Annotated in this window: 5 protein-coding genes; 4 read left to right on the top strand and 1 reads right to left on the bottom strand. The window is 37.2% G+C overall.

Annotated elements, in window-relative coordinates:
- The 4 genes from AB1414_17495 to rimI form a co-directional block, all read left to right on the top strand.
- On the top strand, positions 1-270 hold a 270-nt coding region (locus AB1414_17495), incomplete at its 5' end, for a class I tRNA ligase family protein (GenBank protein MEW6609210.1).
- Between the two features lie 289 nt (positions 271-559).
- Complete coding sequence (locus tag AB1414_17490) at positions 560-1,531, top strand: radical SAM protein (protein ID MEW6609209.1); 972 nt, start codon at positions 560-562, stop codon at positions 1,529-1,531.
- Positions 1,532-1,541: 10 nt separating this feature from the next.
- Positions 1,542-2,036 (top strand): MFS transporter, encoded by a 495-nt coding sequence (locus tag AB1414_17485; GenBank protein MEW6609208.1) that lies wholly within the window; start codon positions 1,542-1,544, stop codon positions 2,034-2,036.
- Between the two features lie 380 nt (positions 2,037-2,416).
- Complete coding sequence (gene rimI / locus AB1414_17480) at positions 2,417-3,043, top strand: ribosomal protein S18-alanine N-acetyltransferase (protein ID MEW6609207.1); 627 nt, start codon at positions 2,417-2,419, stop codon at positions 3,041-3,043.
- A 6-nt stretch (positions 3,044-3,049) separates the two neighbouring features.
- Here rimI and AB1414_17475 read toward each other — a convergent pair.
- A partial coding sequence (locus AB1414_17475) for a PHP domain-containing protein (GenBank protein ID MEW6609206.1) occupies positions 3,050-3,657 on the bottom strand: 608 nt, incomplete at its 5' end.

The following is a 3,657-nucleotide window of genomic DNA, read 5'->3' as shown; positions in this document are numbered from 1 at the left end:
GAAGAATTGTGGCAACTGCTGGGTAAAAAAACAAGCATCTTTAACCAAATGTGGCTTAAATATGACCCCGAGGCAATCAAAGAACAAGAAATCACTATCCCCATCCAGATAAATGGAAAACTAAAAGGCACGATTTCCGTTGCGGTAGATTGTCCAGAAGAGGAAATAAAAAATTTAGCCATTAAGGAGATTGAGAATAAAATTAAAGATAAACAGGTAAAAAAGGTCATTTTAGTCCCGAAGAAATTAGTGAATGTAGTTGTTGGATGAATCGGAATGGTTTATCAGGGGAAACGGACATGAGCCAGGGCTCACAAAGGGGGATGAAAATAATGGAAGAACAACCCCCTAACCCCCTTTATTAAGGGGGAATATCTGTTCTACACCAGAGGATACGAGTCTGGAGATACTATACTAATTCGCTAATCTCTAATTCACTAATTCGCTATTTTCAGGGGAAAATAGTAGGTAGGAGATAGAAGGTGGGAGGTAAGGAGATAGGCGTAAGGAGTGATGTTTTCTTTACTCTCTACTCTCTACTTCCTACTTTCAGGTGAAAGTGTTTAAGTCCATCTTAAATAAAAATAAATACATAGATAGCTGGTTCTGGGATAGATACACTATTAATTCATATAATGGTTGTCAGTTTGGCTGTGTTTATTGTGATGCCAGAAGTGAAAAATATCATCTGCCAACAGATTTTGAGAATGATATTGTTGTCAAAAAAGATGCCGCTCTAATGCTTGATAAAAGGTTGACTAATGCAAGAACCTTATTGCCTGATGTGGTCGCACTATCAGGCACAAGCGACCCCTATCAACCAATAGAGGCAAAATTCAAGAATACAAGGCAATGTTTAGAGGTTTTAAAGAAACATAGGTATCCTGTTCATATCATCACGAAATCAAGATTAGTTTTGCGAGACTTAGATTTGTTAGAGGAAATTGGCAAACAGACCACCTGGTGCACTATCTCTATCACGATTACCACAACAAATTCTGAGATAGCAAGATTTCTTGAAAAAAGAGCCCCTTTGCCTCAAATAAGATTTGCCATGATAAAAACAATAAAAGAAAAAACAGAAAATATCCAGGCTGGCGTTTTATTTATTCCTGTGGTTCCTTATCTTTGCGATTCGGATGAAATTTTAGAGGAAATGGTAAAAAAGAGTAAAGAGGTAGGGGCAGATTATATCCTTATTGCTGGTGGAATGACTATGCGTGATTTGCAAGCAAAATGGTTTTTGAAACACCTCAAAGAGCGATACCCCGAACTTATTGAAAGATACGAAGAACTCTACAATTTTAAATACAACCCAGATTTTTATGATGGTGACTATGAACCAACAAAAGACTATATTATAAACCTTCATAAAAAGATATTTGCCTTATGCGAGAAATACAAAATAGCATATAGAATAAAGCGGTTTATCCCACAGGATTTCAGGAAGAAAAGCTATCTGGTCGCAGAAAATCTTTTAAATGATGCTTATCATCGGCAGGTATGTGGTTCTAATTACAATCTTTTTTGAATGAGTAGGTATGAGTAATAATTCTTTTAGCCATGAAAAGGGATTAAAGTTGCTTTTTCGAGCATTTCGTTATAGAAATTACAGTCTTTTTTTCGCCGGTCAAAGTATCTCCCTGATTGGCATCTGGATGCAGGGAATAGCGATGAGTTGGTTGGTCTATCGCCTAACTAATTCAGCCTTGTTATTGGGATTAGTGGGTTTTGCCGGTCAAATTCCTACCTTGCTTTTTGGTTTTATCGCTGGGGTATTGGTTGACAGATATAGCCGCCATCACATCTTGATAGTAACTCAAATCCTGTCTATGATTCAGGCTTTAATGCTGGCGTTTCTTGTTCTAACAGGAAATATCCAGATTTGGCAGATAATAGGCTTATGTATATTTATTGGTTTGGTCAATGTCTTTGATATGCCCGCCCGACAGGCATTTACAGTTGAATTAGTTGAAAAAAAAGAGGATTTAGGGAATGCCATTGCCTTAAATTCTGTAAGCGTTCAGGTGGTGTAACAAAAGGAGATGTGGAGATTAAGGAGAGAGGGAGATATTATTAAAAAAATTGTAAGAGTTCAGGTAGGATAAAAATAAGGAGAAAGGGAGAAGATGGAGAAGTGAGAAAAGAAGAGTTAAGTGATAGGATTATTAATGCCTGTATTAATGTCCATCAAAAGTTAGTGTCGTGTTGAACAAATAACGCACGGAATTTGATTCTGGTAACTATCCGTTTGCAGGTTACGAAACCTGATGATGCCCCGTGCAAAACTTACTCAACACGACACCAGGATTAATGTCTGAAGGGTGGAGCAAGAAAAAGTTTGAGCCATTTCTCCAATTCTCCCTTTTCCCCATTTCTCCTTGTTTACACTTCTAATGTATAGCCCTGAACGGTTATGGAATTTATTTGTAATTTGGAATTTGTGATTTGGAATTTTGCAATGGACTCCGCTCTCCAGTATGACCATATTTGTCCAGTAAAACTTGTGGAACAGGTTAAGAAATTAAAGAGATGGAATGAATTTGTCGATATTAATGGTAGCAATACTATTATGATTCCTATAACTATTTCACCAATGAAAGAAGAAGACATCAATCAAGTGTTAGAGATAGAAAATCTATCATTCCTTAACCCCTGGAGCCAAAGATTGTATCTGTCGGAAGTCAGGGAAAGAGATGATTCTTACTTTATGGTGGCTAAACTTGACCAGAGAATAATTGGCTATGGCGGATTCTGGCTGGTAGTAGATGAGGCGCATCTGGTGAATATAGCCATCCATCCTGATTTCCGAAGGCAGGGTATCGGAACACAAATAATGAAATATCTGCTTAATTTAGCTCGACAATTAGGGGCTAAAAGAGCAACATTAGAAGTCCGAGCATCTAACACAGCGGCTCTTGAATTTTATGCTAAATTTGGATTCATTGCCGTTGCTTTACGCAAAGAGTATTATGCAGATACCAAAGAAGATGCTGTGATTATGTGGCAAAATGAATTATGGAGTTTGGAATTAAACGCCTGAAACTGGCTACACTGACCATTTTACTGCTTGATAATTACCTGATTTTATCGCATTAATCAATTCCTCTTCACTTTTAATATTAGCCTCAAACATCGTTGCATATTTTCCCACCTGACTTAAGGTATGGGCGTCACTTCCACCTACACTGGCGAGTCCTAATTTAATACTGGCTAACCAGGCAATTATGTTCATCTCTTGTGTACAATTACCATTTAATATTTCTATAGCATCAAAACCTGAAATTTCATATATCTTATTACCCAGGCAGGGTACCCCTCTTCTAAAAGGATGTACCGGGATGACGACACCCCCCTTTTCGTGCACCATAGAAATTAAATCGACTACATAAATATCTCTTTTTATCTCATCTATGTTTTGGGAAAAGACGAGAACATGCCCTTCTTTTGTCGAAACCTCTATGCCTCCAAAGACCTTAATTCCTTGTTCCTCTCCTATTTTTTTGGATTGCCATATTCCATCAATACTATCATGGTCGGTGATGCAGATACCATCTAATTTTATCCTTTTAGCGTAATTAATAAGTTCATTAATATCAATCACACTGCAATGCGAACCAATCAAGGTATGTATATGCAAATCAATAATCATTTTTT

The sequence above is a fragment of the bacterium genome (assembly GCA_040755795.1).
Lineage (GTDB): Bacteria > UBA9089 > CG2-30-40-21 > CG2-30-40-21 > SBAY01 > JBFLXS01.
Note: the sequence above shows the minus strand (reverse complement) of the source record. Positions and strands in the feature narration are given on the sequence as shown.

Coding starts and splice junctions, on each gene's coding strand:
- AB1414_17485 (MEW6609208.1), top strand. CDS start 1,542: ATGAGTAATAATTCTTTTAGCCATGAAAAGGGATTAAAGTTGCTTTTT.
- rimI (MEW6609207.1), top strand. CDS start 2,417: ATGGAATTTATTTGTAATTTGGAATTTGTGATTTGGAATTTTGCAATG.